Raw genomic sequence first — 21590 nt, 5'->3', positions numbered from 1 at the left:
CAAGTACGAACCTTCCTGCCCGATGGCTCCATCGGGCGGCCAGATCAGGGATGGCCAGGCATGGCAGAGGCGACGATCGACAACCCCGCAGTGGCGGACGGTGACGAAGGTGGCGTACGCCGCCGCGACTTCATCGAAATCGCCGCGGTGAGCTTCGGCGGCATTGGCGCGCTCGCCACGCTGTACCCGCTCATCAGCCAGATGGCGCCGTCGCGCGACGTGCTGGCCGAAAGCTCGACCGAAATCGACGTTTCCGCGATCCAGCCGGGGCAGGCCGTGAAGGCCGTGTTCCGCAAGCAGCCGCTTTTCGTGCGTCGCCTGACGCCCAAGGAAGTGGCCGAAGCCGATGCGGTCCCGGCCTCGTCGCTGCGCGATCCTGAATCGCTCGAAGAACGGACCAAGCCGGGTCACAAGGACATGCTCATCACCATGGGTGTCTGCACCCACCTCGGTTGCGTGCCGCTGGGCGCGGGCGAGGGCGAGGTGAAGGGCGAATTCGGCGGGTATTTCTGCCCCTGCCACGGTTCGCACTACGATACCGCGGCCCGCATCCGGAAGGGTCCGGCTCCGACGAACCTGTTGGTTCCGGAATACGAATTCACCTCCGAAACCACCGTCACAGTCGGCTGAGGAACCTAAGATGAGCTTTCCCTGGGCGAAACATTACCAGCCGACCAACCCGTTCATGCGGTGGATGGACGAAAAGCTGCCTTTGCCGCGCTTCGTCTACAACGCGATCGGTTCGGGCTATCCGGTGCCGCGCAACCTGAACTACTGGTGGAACTTTGGCGTGCTCGCCGGTTTCTGCCTCGTTCTGCAGATCATCACCGGCGTCATCCTGGCGATGCACTATGCGCCCAACGCGCTGGTTGCCTTCGATTCGACGGAACACATCATGCGTGACGTCAACTGGGGCTGGATGATGCGCTATGCGCACGCCAACGGCGCCTCGGCGTTCTTCGTGGTCGTTTACACCCACATCTTCCGCGGTTTCCTGTTCTCGTCGTACAAGGCGCCGCGCGAAATGATCTGGCTGCTGGGCGTCGTGATCTTCCTGCTGATGATGGCGACCGCCTTCATGGGCTACGTGCTGCCGTGGGGCCAGATGAGCTTCTGGGGCGCAAAGGTCATCACCGGCCTGTTCGGCGCGATCCCGCTGGTGGGCGAGCCGTTGCAGGTCTGGCTGCTGGGCGGTTTCGCGCCCGACAACGCCGCGCTCAACCGCTTCTTCTCGCTGCACTTCCTGTTGCCCTTCGTGATCGCGGGTGTCGTCATCCTGCACATCTGGGCGCTGCACATCCCCGGTTCGTCGAACCCTACGGGCGTGGAAGTGAAGACGGAAAGCGATACCGTTCCGTTCCACCCGTACTACACGGCAAAGGACGGCTTCGGGCTTGCCGTGTTCCTCGTGATCTACGCCGCGTTCGTGTTCTTCATGCCGAACGCGCTGGGCCACCCGGACAACTATATTCCGGCCAACCCGTTGAGCACGCCGGCGCACATCGTTCCCGAATGGTACTTCTGGCCGTTCTACGCGATCCTGCGCGCATTCACCTTCGACTTCTTCTTCATTCCGGCCAAGCTGCTCGGCGTGCTGGCGATGTTCGCGGCGATCCTGGTGTGGTTCTTCCTGCCCTGGCTGGATACCTCGCCGGTGCGTTCGGCTCGCTATCGCCCGCTGCTGCGCAAGTTCATCTGGTTCGGCTTCGTGCCGTGCATGGCGGCGCTGTTCTACCTCGGCGGTGCGCCTGCCGAAGAACCGTTCGTCATGTTCAGCCAGCTGGCCGCCGCGTACTACTTCGCCCACTTCCTGATCATCCTGCCGATCGTGTCGATGGTCGAAAAGACGAAGCCGCTGCCGAATTCCATCACCGAAGCCGTGCTTTCCAAGCATGGCGACGCGCCGGCTGCCGCCGAGTGAACGGTCGAGACTAGGGAAAGAAAATCATGGTCCGCCTTATCGGAATCCTCGTCGGCCTGTTCTTCAGCGGCTGGCTTCTCGTAACCCTCGTGGTCGGTTTCATCGCTTGGGCGAGCGAACCGGCGGTGAAGACGGCGGAGCACGAGTTCCACCAGCATCCGAAGGAACTGAGCCTCGCCAGCGACGGCCCGTTCGGTCACTTCGACACGCAGCAGCTGCAGCGTGGTTACAAGGTCTACAAGGAAGTGTGCTCGGCCTGTCACTCGCTGCGCCACGTCGCTTTCCGCGACCTCGAGCAGCTGGGCTACAGCGAAGCGCAGGTTAAGGCTGAAGCCGCGACCTGGCAGGTGCCGGGCATCGACGCCGTCACCGGCGAGGCGAATACCCGCCCGGGCATGCCGACGGACTATTTCCCTAAGCCTTTCGCGAACGACGTCGCCGCTCGCGCCGCCAACAACAACGCGATCCCGCCAGATCTCTCGCTGATGGCCAAGGCCCGCCACGACGGCGCCGCCTATGTCTATTCGCTGCTGAGCGGATATCAGGACCAGCCGGCCGAACTGCTGAAGGAATTCCCCGACGCCAAGACGCCCGATGGCCTGCACTACAATCCGTACTTCGCGAACCTCAACCTCGCGATGGCGCCTCCGCTCGCCGACGGGCAGGTGACTTTCGACGACGGTGCGCCGAACGATCTCGACGCGATGTCGCAGGACCTTGCCGCCTTCCTCGTGTGGACCGCCGAGCCCACGCTGGCCAAGCGTCACCAGACGGGCTGGCCGGTGGTGCTGTTCCTCATCATCCTGTCGGTTCTCGCATACCTCGCCTACCGCAACGTATGGCGTAACGAGAAGCACTGAGCTTCTTGGCGATGCTGACCAAAAAAAGGGGCCGCCGGATCGATCCGGCGGCCCCTTTTCTGTCAGGCGATACCGTTCAGCGCGTGCGCTGGCCGAAGATTTCCTCCGCGATCAGGCCATCGTTGCCATAGATATTCTGGCTTCCGGTGACGGAGTGGCAAAGGACGTCCGCGCCCGCAATTCCGGCGGCCTCAAGGTGACCGCCCATCGCGAAATAAGGTTCGGCATTGAGGTGCGCGATCAGCGTATCGACACTGTCCCACCGTTCGAACACGAGGATTGTGTCCGGCTTGTCGGGATAGACCGCCCATTCGTAGGCGAGGCATCCCTTTTCGGCGAGCGCCGCATCGATGTGCCCGGTCGCGCTTTGCAAGGTGGGCGCGGCATCGCCCGCCATCTTGATCCAGCCTGCTACGATTACCTGCATGTCAAAGCTCTCCCATGGATATCGCCCTATCCTAGCGGCACCGGCGATCGGGGAAACTAACGCAAAGGAAAGGGGCAAGTCGCAAACAGGCGTTGACGAATCCCGCCCGACAGTGGCAAGCGCAACGAGCGTACCGAGCGGGTATAGCTTAGTGGTAAAGCTCCAGCCTTCCAAGCTGGCTATGCGGGTTCGATTCCCGCTACCCGCTCCAACCCTCCATCCAGAAACATCCGCGGACATCTAGAAAAACGGCGGTTTTCCGTGTATTATTGGCGCTGGGCCATCCAGCGCTGTCCAGTCTCGTCCATGCGCAGCTAACGCATTTTGGGGGTCACGCTGGGGGTCACCTAAAACTAGATGATCGGAGTGACCCCCAATGAAGCTGTCAGACACCGCAATCAGGTTGGCTAAGCCCCGCGAAAAGCAATATAAGCTACACGATGGAATGGGCCTGTTTCTCATCGTGCGGCCTACTGGCGGCAAGCTCTGGCGTCTCAAGTACCGTTTCGCGGGCAAGGAGGAGCAACTCACTATCGGTATCTACCCGGAGGTAGGCCTTTCCAGGGCTCGCAAGCGAAGGGACGAGGCACGAGCCGCGTTGGCGGAAGGCAAAAACCCTAGCGTGGAGAGAAAGCGTGCCAAGGTCGCCGATGCGATCAGCGCAGCCAATTCGTTCAAGGCAGTTGCAGAGGAACATATCGCTAAGCGCCAACGTGAAGGGGCCGCGCCAGCTACCGTGGCCAAAGCCAAGTGGCATTTGGCAAGTCTGGACAAGCTGCATAGCCGTCCGATTGCTGAGATAGAGGCCTTCGAAGTTCTTGATGTCCTTCGCAAACTGGAGGCGCAGGGCACCCTTGAAGCCGCGCGACAGATCAGGGCCTTCGCCAGCCGGGTGTTCCGCTATGGCGTGGCCACCACCCGCTGCAAGGCCGATCCGGCGGCGCTACTAATTGGGGCTTTGACCGCACCCACCGTCAAGAACCACGCTGCCATCACCGATCCTAAAAAGGTGGGCGAGCTATTGCGCGCAATCGATGGCTACGAGGGCCAGCCGTCAACGCATTTCGCCCTGCGCCTCGCCCCGCATGTGTTCGTTCGTCCAGGTGAGCTACGACAAGCCGAGTGGGCCGAATTCGACCTCGAACGCGCGATTTGGATTGTCCCTGCCAGCCGGACGAAAATGCGTAAGGAGCACGCCGTCCCTCTAAGTCGACAGGTCTTGGCGATCATGCGCGAAACGGAGAAATATTCCCGGGGAGGAGCCTTGGTGTTCCCCGGCTTGCGAGGCAAGCGCCCCATCAGCGACAACACCATGAATGCGGCGCTCCGGCGGCTGGGCTACGGCCACGATGATATGACTGCTCACGGGTTTCGGGCGATGGCGTCCACCTTGCTGAATGACTCCGGCAAGTGGCGACCCGATGTGGTTGAACGTGCCCTTGCGCATGGCGAGCGCGACAAGATCAGAGCGGCCTATAACCGGGCTGAATACTGGGAAGAGCGGGTGGCGATGGCACAGTGGTGGTCCGATCACCTTGATACGCTGCGCGACGGCGCAGAGGTAATTCCGATGCCGCTCGCGCAATTATCCACAGGAAAAATTGCAGGATAAGCCGCGCCAAACCGCTGTAATTTATGCAAATCATCCAGCACTGTGTTGCTGTGTGATTGAGCGCCATTTCTGCCCAGCCGGTGGTAGACGGCGCTGGATTGCCTCATATTATTTGCGGTTCCTCAACGAAAGGAACCGCAAATGCCACGTGCCAATTCCGACTATTCGAGCCTCCCCCCTGAGGCAGTCCTGCGTCTCCCCGATGTTCTCGCACTTGTCGGCCTCAGCCGGGCCTCAGTCTATGCCAAGGTCGCCGAGCAGCGTTTCCCTGCCCCAGTCAAACTGACGCGTCACGCATCCGGTTGGCGCATGGGAGACGTCCGCGAGTGGCTCGCCGATCCAGTCGGCTGGCCACTCCGCAACGACAACGACGCTGCACGCGGGTGATAGAGATGACTGGAAGTGACGCATCTGCCGCGCAGAGGTTCGCTCGATTTAATGCGCGTCCGGAAATTCAACGCATCACCGAGCGCTATGCTGAGTGGGTCGCTCAAAGTGACGGTTGCATTATCAATGTGCAACTTTCGGGTTTGGCGATGCTAAGGTTAGCAGGGCGCATCTCGCGGTCAGATTATCGGGCATCGATCCGTAAGCTGGCTAGCGCGAGTGGCCTGCCCTCAGCGGACTTCAAACTCCTCGCTGAATGCAGCCGCGAGTTGGCTCGCTACATGCTATCCGGCTCCGGGCAAATTTTCTTCACCCCCAAGCAGTGGGACTTTGAAGAGGAGCGGCTGTGATGTCGTCAACGTCGGCACCGGTTTATCCCAAAATTCCGCCTGTGGACCCCACGCCCATCCCTCCATTGATCAAAGGGATTAAGCGCTGGCTGCCTTGGCGTGCGGGTCCCTACAAGCCCAACGGGAAATTCGATAAAGTTCCTATTGATCCGGTAACCGGACGGAATGTCAGTCCGGTGGATCCGTCAAACTGGGTAACTATTAGTGACGCTTTGGAAGCTTGCAGAAAGGGGCTTGCGCAAGGCATCGGGATCGCCTTGAGCGACCAGCACCCCATCACGGTTGCTGGAGAGCAGTTCTTTCTTACCGCAATCGATCTAGATAATTGCGTCTCTCGAGTCGAGGAGTACAAACTCTTGTGGGCCGAGATGGGGCAACCGTACGGCGAAGTTTCACCGAGCGGAAAAGGCTTACGGATGTTGGGCCTGTCTCGCACCGTAGTGCGGGGCGGAAATGCAGGTGACGGGAAGGAATTGTACGCAACTGGGCGTTTTGTCACCGTCACCGGGCTAGGTGGTCGTGGCGCACTCTGCGATTTTACGAGCGATATTATCACGCTGGAGCAGCAATGGTTCGGCAACAGGAGTGCCCCCAAGCCTCCGAAAAAAGGCATGCTCGGACAGCCCGCGCAGCCAGAGCACCCAGTATTCGTGGCGCCGGTCCTATCGATGTTGGACGCAATTTCGTCCGACACTGATTATGGCACTTGGCGCGATATTGTTTACTCGGTTGCATCAACCGGCTGGGTGTGCGCACGGCATCTCGCGCATACGTGGAGCAAACGAGCCCTGCACCGTTACGACGCGGCGGCTCTCGACAAGCTGTTCGACAGCTTCGACCCTGCACGGGGCATTACGATCGCCACGCTTGCTTTTTATGCCCGCAAGAACGGCTGGACCGACAAGCCGACCCCGCTTCTGCAAGTGCTGCCTCCTCCTCCGCCACCGGGGAACTCGGCTGTGCCGTTGCTGATGACGGCCAGCCAGCTTCGCCAAATTCCCGCCCCTCCCTATGTCGTTCGCAGCGTGTTTCCGGCGCAAGGATTGGCTGCGATTTACGGCGAACCTGGGTCCGGCAAGTCGTTCCTGGCCCTTGACCTCGCGCACGCAATTGCGGCTGGCACCGCTGAATGGTTCGGTTTCCGCATTCGCCAGCGGCCGGTCGTCTACGTCGTGCTGGAAGGCCTCGGGGGCATGGGCAAGCGCACCGCCGCACTCGAACTCCACACCAAGCAGCTCTGTCCCGATCAGCTCCGCTTTTGGAGTCGTGGCATCCATCTGCTGACCGGTGAAGGCATTGACAAACTGGCGGCGGAAATAGCGGCAGCAGTCGGCATGGGGGCGGTCGTGATCGTCGATACGCTCAATCAGGCGTCACCGGGAGCCGACGAGAACACATCGCAGGACATGGGCAAGATCATCGCCAACTCGAAGCGCCTTGCGGACGCGGTCGCGGGGTTGGTCATCTTGGTCCATCATGCCGGAAAGAACCGTACGATGGGTTTGCGTGGGCACTCATCCCTGCACGCCGCGATGGATGCGGTCATCGAAGTCGCCACGGTGGAGGGCAAGCACAAAGCATGGTCCATTACCAAGGCCAAAGACGACAGCTCGGACGTGAAGCGGGAATTCGACCTCATTTCCTACACCGTCGATCAGGATGAGTATGGTGACCCGGTGACGAGCTGCGCCGTCCAGCACGCCGTTCACGCTGCTGCCCTGACACTTACCGAACCGAAAACGAAGCACCAGAAGGCGGCACTTGCTGCGTTGCGCAATCAACTCCAGCAGCCGGGAAAAGGCGTCGACTACAAGGCCGCGCTAGCCCTAGTGGCGGCTGCGCTGGATGCTCCCGCCATCAAGAAGGGTGACCGGGCTAAGGAAGCGGTGCAGGCACTGCTACGCAAGGGCAACATCATTCTCAATGAATTGGGGGTCTGCCTTGCCTGATCCCCGAAAGTCTTCCCGCCCCCGAATCCCTAAAGGGAATTCGGGGGTTCCGGGGAATGGACTTCATCCCGAAACGGCCCCGTTTCGGGTTTCCGGGGCGCTGAATTTCGCTGCCAATCACAACAGGAGGTGTGCGTGAGCTATTACATTTCGCGGCTGATTGAGGCCAGCGAACGTGAAGAAGCGGAGTTGGCCAGCCAGAAAGCGACGCAGGTTGAAGACACACGGGAGCGCCTCACCCCACTTCAGGACAGGCTGGCACGGTTGCTGGCGACTATCCCCGCAGAGGTGCTGGCAGGGGGCGTGTCGCTTTCAGCTCTGCAAGTCGGGCTCAAGGGGCGCTGGCGTGGTTCGTGCCATCCCGGTGAACTAGGTGTGGCGCTGCGAAAGGCCGGCTTCGTCCGGCGACGGCAGTGGTCCGACGATGACGGTTTCCGATCGCTCTGGTTTCCTACCGAGAAATAAAGCATGGCAAATTAAGCAGGTCTTGGCGAAATAGCCGTTTCGGCCCTAGTGTCTGCCGCACAGGGTGGACCTTTATGCTCGACAAACAATCGCTAAGTGAACGCGACATCTGCACGAAGTTCATCACACCCGCCGTGAAAGAGGCGGGTTGGGACGAGATGACGCAGATCAGGGAGGAAGTCAGCTTCACGAAGGGCCGCATTATTGTTCGCGGCAAGATGGTCAGCCGCGGGCAGGGCAAACGCGCAGATTACGTTCTCTATTACAGGCCCAACATTCCGCTGGCGCTCATCGAAGCCAAGGACAACCGCCAGCCGATAGGCGCGGGCATCCAGCAGGGCCTCGGGTACGCGGAGACCCTAGACATTCCTTTTGTCTTCGCTTCCAACGGCGACGGCTTCGTCTTCCACGACCGAACGGCAAGCGGTGAGGCGCTTGAAACTACGCTTGGCCTGGACGCATTCCCCTCGCCCGAAGAGCTGTGGCAGCGATATGCGGCATGGAAAGGGCTTACGCCTGAAGCCGAAGGCATCGTGCTGGAAGACTACTTCGACGACGGAAGCGGGAAAACGCCCCGCTACTATCAGGTCAATGCGGTCAACGCCGCCATGGTAGCGATCGCTAAAGGACAGCGGCGCGTCCTTCTGGTTATGGCCACTGGCACCGGCAAGACCTACACCTCGTTCCAGATCATTTGGCGGCTCTGGAAGGGCGGACAAAAGAAGCGCATCCTTTTCCTCGCCGATCGCAATGTGCTTGTTGACCAGACTATGGTGAATGACTTCCGTCCGTTCGGCCCCGCCATGGCCAAGCTCTCGGCCAATGCAAAGACCATCGAGCGCGATGACGGCACTAAGATCGACCTGACACTCGCCATGGACAAGAAGCGACGAGTGGACACGGCTTATGAAATCTATCTCGGCCTCTATCAGTCGATAACCGGGCCGGAAGAGCGCCAGAAGCTGTTCAAGGAATTCTCGCCGGGCTTCTTCGACCTCATTGTCATCGACGAATGCCACCGGGGAAGTGCGGCAGAGGACAGCGCATGGCGTGAAATCTTGGAGCACTTCTCGGAGGCGACGCAAATCGGTCTGACGGCGACCCCCAAGGAGACCAAGTACGCGTCCAACATGCACTACTTCGGGGAACCGGTTTACAGCTACACGCTGAAGCAGGGCATCCGCGACGGATTCCTTGCGCCTTACAAGGTCATCAAGGTTCACATCGACCGCGATGTGGAGGGCTATCGTCCGGAGAAGGGACAGGTCGACCGGGAGGGTAACGAGGTTGAGGATCGTATCTACAACACCAAGGATTTCGACCGAAATCTGGTGCTGGACGACCGGACCAAGCTGGTCGCCAAGAAGGTGACGGAGTTCCTCAAGGCGAGCGGCGACCGCTATCAGAAGACTATCGTGTTTTGCGTCGATCAGGAACACGCCGCCCGAATGCGGCAGGCGCTGATAAACGAGAATGCCGACCTCGTTGCCGAGAACCATCGCTACGTAATGCGGATCACCGGCAACGATCCGGACGGGCAGGCGCAGCTTGGCAACTTCATCGATCCGGAAAGCCGCTATCCAGTGCTCGTTACTACGTCGCGCCTGCTATCAACAGGGGTCGATGCCCAAACATGCCGCCTGATTGTTCTGGACCGCGAAGTAGGGTCCATGACCGAGTTCAAGCAGATCGTCGGGCGAGGCACCCGCGTGCATGAGGATACGCACAAATTCTTCTTCACGCTCATGGATTTCCGGGGAGCGACCAACCATTTTGCTGACCCCGACTTCGATGGCGAGCCCGTCCAGATTTATGAGCCGAGTGCAGACGATCCGGTCACGCCCCCTGATGACGAAACCGACATTGCCGACGAGGATACTGATCAAGACGCCATCACCGGCGACGGCGAGACCATTATCGACGATGGCAGTGGCACAGACATTTCCATCGACGGTGGTGAGCAGAAGAAGGGCAAGGTCTATGTCGATGGTGTGCCGGTGGTCATCGTGGCCGAACGGGTCGAATATCTCGACGAGAGCGGCAAGTTGGTCACGGAAAGCCTGCGGGACTTCAGCAAGAAGGCCTTGCGTAAGCACTTTGCCAGCCTCGACGACTTCCTGAAGCGATGGAACTCATCCGACCGCAAACAGGCCATAGTGGATGAACTGGCAGACGAAGGCCTGTCACTTGAAGTGATCGCGGACGAGCTCGGCAAAGGCCTCGACCCCTTTGACGTGATCTGTCACATCGCCTTCGACCGCAAGCCGCTCACCCGCCACGAGAGGGCGGAGCAGGTCAAAAAACGGGACATATTTGGCAAGTACGGTGAGCAAGCTCGCAACGTACTCGATGCGCTCCTAGCCAAGTATGCTGACGAAGGCGTGCTTAACCTCGACGATGCCAATGTGCTTCGCATCCCGCCCTTGAACAAGATGGGCACCCCCTTTCAGCTTCTCAAAGCCTTCGGTGGGAAGGCTGGCTTCGAGGAAGCCGTCCACGCCCTTCAGCATGAAATCTATCAGGAAGTTGCCTAATCCATGTCAGTCCGTACCCTTGTCAAATCCATTCAGGACATCATGCGCAAGGACAGCGGCGTCGATGGCGATGCCCAGCGCATCAGCCAACTTTGCTGGCTGTTCTTCCTGAAGATCATCGACGATCAGGATCAGGAGCTGGAGCTGATGCGCGATGGCTACCAATCGCCGGTTCCTCAGCCATTCCAGTGGCGCAATTGGGCTGCCGATCCTGAGGGACTGACGGGCGAGGCGCTACTTGCCTTCATCAACGAACAGCTGTTCCCGGCGCTCAAAGGTCTCAAGCGAACCGGCCAGCCGGGCGACCGCCGCCGCGTTGTCCGCGATGTGTTTGAGGATGCCTACAACTACATGAAGTCCGGACAGCTTCTGCGGCAGGTGGTCAACAAGATCAACGACATCGACTTCAACAACCTGACCGAGCGCCAGCACTTCGGCGACGTTTACGAGCAGATCCTGAATGACCTGCAATCCGCTGGCAACGCGGGTGAATATTACACTCCCCGCGCCGTCACTACCTTCATGGTCGACCGCATCGATCCCAAACCCGGTGAGATTATCTTCGACCCTTCCTGCGGCACTGGCGGGTTCCTGACCTGCGCGATGAAACATATGCGCGATCGCTACGTTAAGCGGCCCGAAGATGAAGCGCTGATGCAGCAATCGCTGCGGGCGGTGGAAAAGAAGCCGCTGCCGCATATGCTCTGCGTCACCAACATGCTGCTGCATGGGGTAGAGGACCCCAGCTTCGTGCGACACGATAACACGCTTGCCCGGCCTTACATCAGCTGGGAGCAAAAGGACCGGGTCGATGTGATCCTCACCAACCCGCCGTTCGGCGGCAAGGAGGAGGACGGCATCGAAAGCAACTTCCCGCAGCACTATCGCACGCGTGAGACGGCAGACCTGTTCCTGGCCCTGTTCATCCGCCTGCTGCGCAAGGGCGGCGTCGCGGCCATCGTCTTGCCCGACGGCAGCCTGTTCGGCGAAGGCGTGAAGACCCGGCTGAAAGAGGCGCTGCTCGAAGAGTGCAACCTCCACACCGTCGTTCGCCTGCCTAACTCGGTGTTCAAGCCCTACGCCTCCATCGGCACCAACCTGCTTTTCTTCGAGAAGGGCGAGCCGACCAAGGACATTTGGTTTTACGAGCATCAGGTGCCGGAAGGGCAGAAGGCCTATTCCATGACGAAACCGATCCGCGTGGAGCATTTCGCCCCTTGCGTCGAATGGTGGGGCGGGGGGGAGCGCCAAGGCCGCAAAGAAGGTCCGCAGGCGTGGAAGGTCAGCGCAGATGAGGTGAAGGCGCGCGGCTATAACCTCGACTTCAAGAACCCGCACAGCGAGGAGGCCGACCACGGCGATCCGGCGGAATTGCTGGAAAAGCTGGATCAGGCCGAAGCCAAGGCGGCAGACCTGCGCGCGCAATTGCAGGCCATTCTGGCCGAGGCGCTGGCCCAATGAATGCCGCGCTATTGCTCGATCACTATGCGCGAATTGCCGACGCGCCCGATGCCATCGCCCGGTTGCGGCGGTTTGTGTTGGACTTGGCCGTGCGCGGAAAGCTGGTCGAGCAGGATGCAGGCGATGAAGCTGCAACTGGACTGCTGGTGGCGGTGAAGGTTAAGGAATTTGAACACCACTCAAAGCTAGTCGGCTGGGCAGAAGCGAAACTCGGACAATTACTGCAATTTCAGTATGGTAAGGGCCTGCATGCAAATGAGCGACGGGAGAACGGTGCTGTTCCGGTCTTTGGCTCAAATGGCATTGTCGCTTACACCCACACAGCCTTGACCGAGAAGCCGTCCATCATAGTCGGGCGGAAAGGGTCAGCGGGCGCACTCAACCTTTGCACAAGTCCATCATGGACAACAGATGTCGCGTATTTTGTTGAAGCGCCCACGTATTTCAGCATTCATTATCTGCTGCTTGCGTTGTCCGCGCTCGGACTCGACCACCTCGGCAAAGGGGTAAAGCCGGGGCTTAGTCGATCCGATGCATACGCCTTAACCATCGGTGTGCCCCCTCTGGCCGAACAGCACCGCATCGTAGCCAAGGTCGATGAGTTGATGGCCCTGTGCGATCAGCTTGAGGCGGCGCGGGCAGAGCGCGAGGCGGCGCGCGACACGTTCACGCTGTCTACTTTGGCCAAACTCAACACCGATCCCGCAACTTTCGACCAGGACGCCAGCTTCGCGCTTGCCAACCTCGCCCCACTGACCACGCGCCCCGACCAGATCAAGCTACTGCGCCAAACCATTTTGCGGTTGGCGTTGGCGGGCAAACTCACCCACCAAGATGAAATGGACGAGCCAGCCTCGAAACTGCTGGCCAAGATCGAGACAAGCCGCTCGGCCTTGTTGAGGTCCGGTTATCCCAACGTGTCTGAGGCGCGAACCCAACAGCGAAAGGTCGCCGAGCAAGCCTTGCCGATTGAGTTGCCCGCGCTTCCACGAGGATGGCAGTATGCAACCTTGCAGCAGTGCGCGTTGATGGTCATCGACTGCAAAAACAAGACAGCGCCCTACACCCAGAACGGTATTCGACTTATCCGAACCACAAATGTCCGTGACGGGAAGCTAAACACGATTGACCAGCGGTATGTGAGTCCGGAAACCTACGAAATCTGGAGCGCAAGGGCCAAGTCACAGCCCGGCGATATTTTGATCACCCGTGAAGCACCCATGGGTGAAGTCTGCCTGATACCTAATGATACCACGATTTGCCTTGGGCAAAGGATGATGCTTGCACGTCTGGTGCCCGACACGATCAACCCACGCTTCATGTTATATTCGCTCATGGACCCTGACTTGATGGATCGCGTTCAAGACAAACCGATAGGCATGACCGTGCAGCATCTACGTGTCGGCGGCGTTGAAACCCTTATAGTTCTTCTGCCTCCGCTCGCCGAACAGCGTCGCATAGTCGCGAAGGTGGATGAGCTGATGACGCTATGTGATCACCTCCAAGCCAGTCTTGATATTTCTGAAAAAGTTCGTTCCAAATTACTTGAGGCGGTCTTGCATTACTCCCTTTCAACTGACACTGAACGGACCGGGGCACCCGCGAAATCCGCTGGAGAAGCATACCTTGAAGCAGTCTGATTTCGCGGGCAGGGTTACCGTTGACATCGCCACTCGCATGGTCGGTGACGAGGAAGACATCTTTATCGTGCAGCCGGGGCGGAAGTACTGGCTTTATGAGCACTACAAGCGCTCGAAGCACGTCTTTCTCGACTTCCCCGGTTTGGACCTCGAATTTTCCAAGCCTGCGCCATTAGACCGGGCGCTTCGGCAAATGGTCGTTCGATCCCTCGCGATTTCCGAGTGGCTTCAGGATGGCAAGAAGGGTGTGCAGCCCGCTGATGACCTGAAAGCCTACGTCGGCAAGGACAAGCGCAGGCGTCTTGGTCGATATGTGGGCGCAATCAAGCGGCTCTATTGGGGCATGAAGCCCGGCACCATCATCGTCGTGCCCGGGCCGAATTTCGATGATGATGTCCTGATCGGGGAAATCGTCGGCACGCCAACGATGCTTCGTAATGAAGCGATCTATCCCGGCTACATGGCACCCGCCCGCGAGGTCAAATGGCTGCGATCCAAGCCGCGTGCGGCCTTCTCCCGCGATGTCCGCGACAGGTTTGGTACCCCCAACCCTATTATGCAGCTGGACCGCAGCTTGCGGAAGGAAATCCTGCGAGCGGGGTACGACCAGTACGCTTTCGACAATGAGTTCACGGCCCGCCTGAACACGACCCAGGACGATTTCTCCAGCCTTGACGACTACAATATCCAGACCTTCGTCAACTACGTGAGCGGCGTTCTGCTGGCCCTCGAAGAAGGCCAAACGCGCGAGATCACGTTCAAGGATGCGATAGACCGTCTCCGCAAGCAGCCCGATGAGGCGCCTGAGCTGAAGCTCAACATCAACTCTATCGGTTTCCAGCGCCTTATCGCCGAGACCGTTAAGCCCCTCGTCATCGCCGCGCTTTTATCTGCCGCCTTGGTGCCGGGCGCGAGCGCCCAGCTGGCACCACCGACCATCGAAGTGTCCAACACCATCGGCGGCGAAGGTGACGAATGCACTATAATGGTCTCGAAAAAGGTCGAAGGGGCGCTGAAGCTCATGCGACTTGAGGATTGGAAAATGGTATGCGAAGCGGCCCAAGACGCGCATAATGCTACTGGCCTTTCGACAACCATGCGTGCCCAGAGGGAAAGCTGATTGCTGTGTCTGCCAGTGCTGCCAGCTCCAACGGCTCCGATAACTGGAGCATGAACGCGCGGACTTGGGCTGTGTCGATCGCTTCTGCCGTGGGTGCAACCGTGCTCGGTTTGATCGGCCAATCGTTCATGTTTTCCTATCAGGCAGAGCAAACCCAGCGCTCGGCATCAGTTACCAAATTTGTTGAAGTCTCTCAACAATTCGACCGCAATGTGTCTGATTTCATGGGCCCATTCTTGCAGGGTGTCGACAGCGAAGCGCAGCGCGAAGCGCTTAGGAAAAACATTCAGGACCAATTCCTTGCTCTGGAACAGGCTGAAGGCGTGTTACCTGAGTCAGAAGAGAGCCGCGCTAAGGCATATCGTGACGCTCTCGTGGAGGTTGATGCCCAATTGGGTCGGAATGATCCCGCCCCGAAGGCCCGAGGGCTCGTCCAGGCGATCGCGGACGCGCGTGAGGCGAATGTCTGCGTGACTTACTTTATGAAGGACGAGGTAGGTCTCAGCGTGTCATCCAACGATGCGGAATATTGCGCGGATGGGCGGAAGCCGCAGCTCAGACCACTTTGATGGCTACGGCAGGTGTGATTAGGAAAGCGTGCTCAGCACATCCAAAGGAAATTTTCCGTTCTTTGGATAGTTGTCCGGAAATTTCTGGCCAAATTTTGTGAGACACCATGAAGCCCCCTACCCTTGGGCAAGATCGAATCCCCCCTCAGGGTCCCGGCCGGAAAAGGAATTCTTTTTCTGGCCATACCGTCCGGCCCCTCCCAGCACAGTAGTCGGTTGCTTGGCCTTCAATTGGAGTTTCGGCTGGTGGTTTAGGGCCAACGGTTTGCCGATGAACTACCCGGCGGGAGCGTTGGCCGGCTACGGCTGAGCGTACCGCTTTGACCTGAACGCATGGGGTCGCAGACGAGTGCGGGGGTCACATTGGGGGTCAATTCAAAATCAAACTCCAACAATCATATATTTATCAATATATTGATGTAATGTTTAGATTCCCGCTACCGCTCCATTCTCGCCCCAAAATCCGAGAACCCCTGAACATTGCTAAAGTGGCTCGTCGATGCGCCACGCTACGAAGTCGTTCAGGGCGGATGCCGATCGGGGGGGCGGGCGAGGATCGATCAGATCCCCCACCCGCAGACAACCAGCGCGCGGGTCAACGCTGGCGGCGCACGGCCCGGGATGACGGGCTACCCTCGTCAGTCTTGGACATGGCCGATTTGCGAGAGTCCGGATGATGGCGACATGGCGGGTCCATGTTCCCTGCCCATCATCGCAATGTTTCGTAAAAGGCGTGGGCCGAGGTTGTCGTCGTCGGCGCCATCCGGCTGCAATGTCTGCAAGTGCTCCTGCATCGCCAGTACGAGATCGTGAGTGAAGGTCCGATGGCGTTCGACGTCGACGATATCGCTCCCGATCTCTTGCCAGATGGCAACCGCAATATCGAATTCGCAAGCCTCGGTCCGGTCACGCAAGTTCTTGAGCGCCCGTCGTTCGGCATTGTCGAAGAAGCGTTCGATTTCAACGGAATGCTGCCGCGCTTCGGGATTTTCGTTGTTCTGTAAATCCCTGAAAAGCGGATAGGCGAGATCATAGCGCCAGCCGATCGCGGCAAGCCGGGCATACATGCGAAGGACGGCGATATCCTTGGGCGACTTTTCATGCGTCACGGAAATCACATCCAACGCTTCGTCGATCCGCCCCAGCTTTTGCAGGGAGACAGCCCAGCGCAATGCAAGCTCAGCGCTTTCTTGCACGAGGTCTGGAGCCTTCGCGGCGAAGCGGGCCGCCGCTTCGAACTGGCCGTCGGTGAACAAGGCGAAGAACGCGGTGCGAAATTCCCGCATGGCGGCTTGGCGTGCGGCGCTGGCCTTCGCGCCCACGATCGGCGTTACGGCGTCATAGAGGGCAAGGCCGAGCGCATAGTCGCGATCGGCCACGGCCGAGTTGGCGCTGCGCACGATGTCATCGGCCAGTCGTTGCACGCGACGATGCGCCGCTGCATCGCGTGCCGCTTGGTTTGCCAGCGTGGCAATAGCCTCTGCCGCCAATCGGGGATTGCCAGCCGCGAGGGCGGCTTCGGCCTCGGCGCACTGCGGCGCGAAAGCCGGTGCGGGCATGATCCGTTGGCCCAGTTCGCTCATGCCGGCGTCACCATGACGATCGGCCCATGCCATGAGGATGGCAGCTTCGGAGCAGCCGGTTTCGCTGTTGCGGGCAATTCTGTCGCGGAGCGACGCGGCCCTGGCAATATCGCCCGCCTGTTCAAGCAAGGCTAGGGCCGCGAGTGCCGCGCCGATCTGGAACGGATCTTTGCCATAGGCCTGCAAATAGAGGTCGAGCGCGGTTTCCGGTTGGCCGAGATTTTCCCGTGCCAGCCCGGCGTTCGCCAGCACGATCGCATCGTCGATCTCGTCTTCGAGCAACGATTTGTGACAATCGAGTGCTTCAGCCCACTTTCTCAGATGGACATAGGCCTGAAGCAATACCTTCTGGCCGTTCGAAGACAGCGGTTGGCGCGCGGCAAGATCGGCGAGCATGGCCGCGGCTTCCTCTGGCTCGCCTTCGGACAGCAAACGCTGCGCCTTGAGCTCAAGGAGGCCGGCCGCGTCAGGTCGTTCGGCCAAGGCCTTCGTCAGCATGTCATCGCCGTCTCGCCAATTCCGGCTCGCGACGAGTGTGATGTTTTCGACAAGGATCTGATCGGCGATGTCGCGCCTGATCTGATCGTCCGGTTTGTGACCTATCTCACCGAAGCGGGGCCGGATGAATTGGCTCTGGATTTCGTGAAACACGAGATCCGAAAAACCGGTCGTGTAATGCGTAAGATCGGCGCCGCCCCTGAGCAGAGCGACATCCTGTCCGACGCGCAGCATCGCTTCGGTCGGGTCGAAACAGGCGACACCAAGTCGGCGCGCCGCGACCTTTACCGCTTCGATCAAGCGGGATCGCATGGCGATGGGTTTCCCGTCAGGCTTTCTTCCATCGACGTGCGTTACGAAAACGGTTCGGTCTGCGCCCAGAATATCGACGATCGCGGCCAAGTCCCGCGCTATCGAAGTTTCATCCTGAGTTGTCAGCCGCGCCGAGCCCAGCAATTCACGAAGGTGCGGGTCCATCGCGCGACCGGCATCCATCGCAGCCACCAGATGTTCGAGAGCGGCATGATCCTGTGTGCGCATCAACGCCCAGTATTTGGCGGCGGTGGCCTGTTCCGAAAACAGGTTGCTGACGGTTCTGGTGAAATAATTGGACTGCAGCTCGTCCCCGAACGCTGTCAGCCGCTTGGCGGAACTGATCTCCACGATATGCAGGTCGCCGGGCTTCCAGTTCTTCGCATTCAACGCTTCGAGATCGCTGTTGTCTCGAAATATCACCGGCAAGGACCGATGATCGAAGGTCTTTTCCCCGATCATGAATCGCAACTGCTGCAATGCTTCTGCTGCAGTATGGGTAAAGCCATAATTTCGCGCACGGCTACATGTGATGTCGTAGCACGCCTCCGCCCGGCGCAATGGCGTGTGGATCCGACATGTGCCGATCGGGGTGACAACGATTTGTCCCAAAGTCTTCGCCACTCCGAAAATGAACAATTGCCCCCCACGCTAGCGGCATTTCTTTGGCCTGCGCTCAAATCGGAAGTCAATATGGCGGGCCATCGCCGCGCGTGGACTGACGGGGCACAATCCAACCACGCCGCCAGACCTAACGTCAACCTGGCCTGCGGACGGAAGCGAATTGGATTTGGTAACTTTCCGGCGATAAGAGTGCGAGCACCATGCGCATCGCCCTATTCATTCTTGCCATTATCGCCCCCACGCAACTAGCCCATGCGCAGGTGATGTATGGCACTGGCACCGCCTTGGACGGCGACACGCTCGATATTGGACAGGAACGTGTCCGGTTGTTCGGCATCGATGCCGTGGAAGCAAAGCAGACGTGTACCCGTGACAATGCCGAGTGGGCTTGCGGCGACGAAGCCAAGCAATTGCTTGCCGAATTGATTGCGGGGCAGTCATTGCAGTGCCAACACATGGATAGGGACCAGTTTAGCCGGATGGTCGCGGTCTGTAACGCTGGCGGTCGCGACGTTGGCAAAATCATGGTCGATGCGGGATTGGCGATTGCCCTTCCTCAATTCAGCTCCGCCTATGTCGAGATTGAGGAACACGCCCGCAATCGCAAGGCGGGCATCTGGAATTCAACGTTCGCAACTCCGTCAGAATTTCGTGCGGCCAATCCCCATGCGATACCATCGCCGAAAAATCCCAAGGCATTGGCCGCACCCCGCTATGCGCGCCAGCCGCAAGCGGGATCGGGCGGGGGGCCATCGGGAGTGTTTTACAGGAACTGTAACGCCGCCCGCGCAGCCGGGGCCGCCCCACTCTATCGCGGCCAGCCCGGTTATCGCCCCGACATGGACGGCGATAACGATGGCGTCGCATGCGAGCCGTATCGCAGGCGTTGATCGCACAAGTCATAGGCCAAAATGCTGGCTAGGCCTGTATGGCTTGAATAAGTGCCGAATGGGACGCAGTTCTCGTCGTGACCATTCCCGTCAATGCGCTGACCACCTTGAGCCATGCTGTCGGCGTTGGAAGGGGCACAACGCGGTTAAATCCCCGCTCGTCTATCAAAAACACACGCAGCCGCATCCCGAACCCGACCCACGGCAAAGCGCATTCGCCGGCAACCGCCGACGCTTCCTAAGTTATCTGTCTTTGGGCTGATGCTGCCGCCTACAGGACTCGAACCTGTGACCCCCGCGAATTCTGCGGAGGCGAGAGGCGGGGACAAGCTGACGTCACTCGGCCAGGCTTGTCTCGACGAGCATGGCTTAAACCGTCCAGGAAGCTATCACACTCATGGAAAACCGATGCCACCTTGGGCCTGTCCACGGGTTAGACAAGATTGTCGACTATCAGTGGTCGCATCATCTCGTTGTCTTCATGGGACAGAATGTGACAGTGCCAAACGTATTCACCAGGCAAGTCGAAGGTTGCGACAAGGGACATCATCGTATTTGGGTCTACATGGACCGTATCCTGCCAGCCAGTCTCTTCGGGTCGGAGTGCCATTAAGTCACCGATCCAGATGTCGGCGGCGGCGTAATCCGGAGATGAGCCTACGCCGTAGCTGATATTTCCGTCACCGGTCGTGTCGTCTGGGACCCCGTTCTCGTCTTCATCCAGGAAGAAGATCTCTCGCTTCTCGACTACTTGATACTGCGCGAGGTGCAGGTGAACCGGATGGGTATCTGCCGTGAAATTGAAGATGTTCCACTGCTCGGTCGATCCAAGCAAGGGCCGTTCGGTAGCTTCCGCGTTGTATGATAGAGGGCCAAAGTCAGCGGTAGCGTCCTCGTCGCTCGTCGTAATGGTGCCCGGCTCGGCCTTGCCGAGCATGGGGGTCACTCGTCCAAACTGATCCGCTCCTTCGAAGAGCCCCAGATTGCGAATGTTGCTAGCCGCGTCGGCGACGCCATCGCCATTCTCATCGGCGGCAAGACGTGAGAAGTTGGCGGCCAGCAGCACTGCATCCGCGCCATCGAAAAGCTCCGCGTGGAACGTCACCCCTGACGTTACGGTAAACTGCATGATGTTGCCGACTGGATCGTCGGCGGTGGCTGCTTCGGCATCTCCGAGCAGTTGACCATCTGCAGCAACTCCCTTGAAAGGTTCGAACAACGGTCCGGAATTGAGCAGTTTGACCGTGTCGCCAGCGGAAAGCCTGCTGAAGTCAAACACGAGTTCGACCCGGTCACCCGGGGCAACCAGAACGAACTCTCCCGTTTCCTGTTCGCCGTCGCCATCGCTGATCGTTACGGCATGCGGGAGCAACCCCCCGTCCGTGCCGACCAGGTAAATGGCCACGGCCGGATTGCTGGCGGTAAGCACATAGAAGCGAGAGTCGGATCCGTTGAGGATGCGGAATTCGTAGCTTCCCGCCGTGACATTCAGGTTCGGCCAGACCATTCCGTTCACAAGGATCGTATCTCCGAAGAATTCGGGCACGATCGATGGAGCGTCCTCACCGTAGGTATCGAAGAAAGCCTGGGGCACCACGTCGGCTACGGTTTGATCAGCGCCGTTCAGCGGATCGTTCTTGTATGCCGGATAGTAGAGCTGTCCGTCAGCTGTAAAAGCGCGATCCTGGATCGCCATCCCGAGGTCATACGATCCGCTCGGAAGAACCCCTCGGTCCTCCAATTCCAGACGCTCATCATCCTTGAGCAGGTAGAAGCCCGCCAAGCCGGCATACACATTCAGCCGGGTGATCCCGAGCGCATGATCGTGATACCAGAGGGTGGCTGCCTGCTGGTCATTAGGGTACTCGGCCGTCGAACTGACGAAGTCTGGACCGACCTCTCGCGGCCCTTTCCCGCCAGGTCCGCTCTTGCTCTGGGTGAACCATTGCTCGGGTAAACCATCGAAGGCAGACGCTGTGTGCCCCCCCATGCAGGTGGCTCACGATGGGCACAAAACCGGCGCTCAGTGGCCGGTTGAGCGGTTGCACAAGATCTATGCTCGTATCGATCGGCAGCAAATGCCCATCCACCGGGAGTTGGTTCTGCCATTTGATGGTGATCGGATGGTCCTTATAGGCAACTATCGTAGGACCCGGATACCCTCCATAGCTCCCCGCTTCGTAACCCCAGACTGTCGTTTCCAACTGGTTCCCGTCCTGATCGAACAACCCCAGAAACTGCGTATACTCTCGGACCTGGACAGTGATTTTTGATCGCGCCGAAGTGTCGATTACGCCCGGAATGGGTAGCGCATTCTCGAACGAATGCTCGTCGAACAGGGCGACAGCGTTGAGCAATTGGATCATGTTGCCCTCCGACCAGTGACAG

17 protein-coding genes and 1 tRNA gene are annotated in these 21590 nt (G+C 59.3%); 15 read left to right on the top strand and 3 right to left on the bottom strand.

Annotated features, from left to right (window positions below; genetic code table 11):
• The first annotated feature begins 60 nt into the window (after positions 1-60).
• The 3 genes from petA to EKN06_RS09370 are packed head-to-tail and all read left to right on the top strand — an operon-like array spanning position 61 to position 2781.
• Positions 61-630 (top strand): ubiquinol-cytochrome c reductase iron-sulfur subunit, encoded by a 570-nt coding sequence (gene petA, locus EKN06_RS09380; protein WP_127612735.1) that lies wholly within the window; start codon positions 61-63, stop codon positions 628-630.
• Between the two features lie 10 nt (positions 631-640).
• Positions 641-1921, top strand: a complete 1281-nt coding sequence (locus tag EKN06_RS09375) for a cytochrome b (protein WP_127612627.1) — start codon at positions 641-643, stop codon at positions 1919-1921.
• 26 nt (positions 1922-1947) lie between these two features.
• A complete protein-coding gene (locus EKN06_RS09370) occupies positions 1948-2781 on the top strand; it encodes a cytochrome c1 (protein WP_127612626.1) in 834 nt (277 codons plus the stop codon).
• Positions 2782-2857: 76 nt separating this feature from the next.
• Here EKN06_RS09370 and EKN06_RS09365 read toward each other — a convergent pair whose 3' ends face one another.
• Positions 2858-3208 (bottom strand): putative quinol monooxygenase, encoded by a 351-nt coding sequence (locus tag EKN06_RS09365; protein ID WP_127612625.1) that lies wholly within the window; start codon positions 3206-3208, stop codon positions 2858-2860.
• A gap of 137 nt (positions 3209-3345) precedes the next feature.
• On the opposite strand from EKN06_RS09365, the gene EKN06_RS09360 reads away from it, so the two are divergent.
• The 11 genes from EKN06_RS09360 (at position 3346) to EKN06_RS09310 (ending at position 15295) form a co-directional block, all read left to right on the top strand.
• A tRNA-Gly gene (locus EKN06_RS09360) sits at positions 3346-3419 on the top strand.
• Between the two features lie 165 nt (positions 3420-3584).
• Positions 3585-4820 carry a tyrosine-type recombinase/integrase gene (locus EKN06_RS09355; protein ID WP_127612624.1) on the top strand — a complete coding sequence of 412 codons (1236 nt, stop codon included), beginning with the start codon at positions 3585-3587 and terminating at the stop codon, positions 4818-4820.
• A gap of 141 nt (positions 4821-4961) precedes the next feature.
• Positions 4962-5207 carry a helix-turn-helix transcriptional regulator gene (locus tag EKN06_RS09350; RefSeq protein ID WP_127612623.1) on the top strand — a complete coding sequence of 82 codons (246 nt, stop codon included), beginning with the start codon at positions 4962-4964 and terminating at the stop codon, positions 5205-5207.
• Between the two features lie 5 nt (positions 5208-5212).
• Positions 5213-5557 (top strand): hypothetical protein, encoded by a 345-nt coding sequence (locus EKN06_RS09345; protein ID WP_164844014.1) that lies wholly within the window; start codon positions 5213-5215, stop codon positions 5555-5557.
• Positions 5557-7506 carry an AAA family ATPase gene (locus EKN06_RS09340; protein WP_127612621.1) on the top strand — a complete coding sequence of 650 codons (1950 nt, stop codon included), beginning with the start codon at positions 5557-5559 and terminating at the stop codon, positions 7504-7506. The genes EKN06_RS09345 and EKN06_RS09340 overlap by 1 nt, the downstream gene beginning before the upstream one ends.
• A 135-nt stretch (positions 7507-7641) precedes the next feature.
• Positions 7642-7971, top strand: a complete 330-nt coding sequence (locus EKN06_RS09335; protein WP_127612620.1) for a hypothetical protein — start codon at positions 7642-7644, stop codon at positions 7969-7971.
• Positions 7972-8045: 74 nt separating this feature from the next.
• The gene (hsdR, locus tag EKN06_RS09330; protein ID WP_127612619.1) at positions 8046-10505 is read left to right on the top strand and encodes an EcoAI/FtnUII family type I restriction enzme subunit R; all 2460 of its coding nucleotides are present in this window, start codon (positions 8046-8048) and stop codon (positions 10503-10505) included.
• A 3-nt stretch (positions 10506-10508) separates the two neighbouring features.
• Positions 10509-11966, top strand: coding sequence for an HsdM family class I SAM-dependent methyltransferase (locus EKN06_RS09325; RefSeq protein WP_127612618.1), 1458 nt, complete (start codon positions 10509-10511; stop codon positions 11964-11966).
• Positions 11963-13606 (top strand): restriction endonuclease subunit S, encoded by a 1644-nt coding sequence (locus EKN06_RS09320; protein ID WP_127612617.1) that lies wholly within the window; start codon positions 11963-11965, stop codon positions 13604-13606. Before EKN06_RS09325 ends, EKN06_RS09320 begins: the two co-directional genes overlap by 4 nt.
• The gene (locus EKN06_RS09315; protein ID WP_127612616.1) at positions 13593-14726 is read left to right on the top strand and encodes a hypothetical protein; all 1134 of its coding nucleotides are present in this window, start codon (positions 13593-13595) and stop codon (positions 14724-14726) included. The genes EKN06_RS09320 and EKN06_RS09315 overlap by 14 nt, the downstream gene beginning before the upstream one ends.
• A gap of 89 nt (positions 14727-14815) precedes the next feature.
• Positions 14816-15295, top strand: a complete 480-nt coding sequence (locus EKN06_RS09310) for a hypothetical protein (RefSeq protein WP_205693859.1) — start codon at positions 14816-14818, stop codon at positions 15293-15295.
• Between the two features lie 638 nt (positions 15296-15933).
• On the opposite strand, the gene EKN06_RS09305 is transcribed toward EKN06_RS09310, so the two are convergent.
• On the bottom strand, positions 15934-18150 hold the full coding sequence (locus tag EKN06_RS09305) for a hypothetical protein (RefSeq protein ID WP_127612614.1): 2217 nt from the start codon (positions 18148-18150) through the stop codon (positions 15934-15936).
• Positions 18151-18512: 362 nt separating this feature from the next.
• On the opposite strand from EKN06_RS09305, the gene EKN06_RS09300 reads away from it, so the two are divergent.
• Positions 18513-19202, top strand: a complete 690-nt coding sequence (locus EKN06_RS09300; RefSeq protein WP_127612613.1) for a thermonuclease family protein — start codon at positions 18513-18515, stop codon at positions 19200-19202.
• Between the two features lie 433 nt (positions 19203-19635).
• Here EKN06_RS09300 and EKN06_RS09295 read toward each other — a convergent pair whose 3' ends face one another.
• Positions 19636-21192 carry a multicopper oxidase family protein gene (locus tag EKN06_RS09295; protein ID WP_127612612.1) on the bottom strand — a complete coding sequence of 519 codons (1557 nt, stop codon included), beginning with the start codon at positions 21190-21192 and terminating at the stop codon, positions 19636-19638.
• Positions 21193-21590: the final 398 nt, after the last annotated feature.

Origin of the sequence: Croceicoccus ponticola, assembly GCF_004004515.1 — a bacterium.
Lineage (GTDB): Bacteria > Pseudomonadota > Alphaproteobacteria > Sphingomonadales > Sphingomonadaceae > Croceicoccus > Croceicoccus ponticola.
Note: the sequence above shows the minus strand (reverse complement) of the source record. Positions and strands in the feature narration are given on the sequence as shown.